Here is a 651-nt window from a genome sequence, read left to right as displayed (position 1 = left end):
ACCGCTCGTCCGAATACGCGCGCGCAGCTACCATGGGCGCTCCCGCGGCCCTTCAAGTCGCCGACCGTTGGCATCTCCTCCTCAACCTGCGCCAGGCCGTGGAGCGCTGGCTCGCCCGCGTCCATGGACGCTTGCGACATCTGCCGAGCCTTGCGGTCGGAGATGGGCGCCCCCCCCGGACAGCGTCTGCGAGCCTACCGCCGGAGCGACGCCGAGGTCGCCGTGAGCCGCGACAGCCGCGCCCGCCTTTTGGCGGCCTACGAGGATGTGCGTCGGCGCTCACAAGCTGGCGAGACCCTGCTGGCGATTGCTCGGGCGACAGGCCTCGCACGCGGGACCGTGCGCAAGTATGCCCAGGCCGAAAGCTTTCCGGAGCGCGCAGTACGTCGGCCCGGCCCCAGCCGCCTCGATCCCTACCTTGCGCATCTGGAGAAGCGGATGACCGAGGGGTGCGAGAACGCGATGGAACTCTGGCGCGAACTCCGCGAGCGGGGCTTTGCCGGCACGCACCGGCAGGTTCATCGCTTCGTCGCCGAGCGTCGCACGAAGCCGGCGCGGCGCACCGCCCGCAAATGGCTGGCACCGACGTCACCGCCGGCCACGGATACGACCGCGCTTCCATCACCAAAGCAACTCGCCTGGTTCCTGACC

At 70.2% G+C, this 651-nt stretch carries 1 pseudogene; it reads left to right on the top strand.

Annotation, left to right across the window (positions count from 1 at the left end):
• A pseudogene (locus G3T14_RS24535) lies at positions 1 to 651 on the top strand (ISL3 family transposase); the annotation flags it as partial.

This window comes from Methylobacterium sp. BTF04, from assembly GCF_010692745.1.
GTDB lineage: Bacteria > Pseudomonadota > Alphaproteobacteria > Rhizobiales > Beijerinckiaceae > Methylobacterium.
The sequence above is the reverse complement of the archived record's forward strand: the minus strand, read 5'-3'. Positions and strand labels throughout refer to the sequence as shown.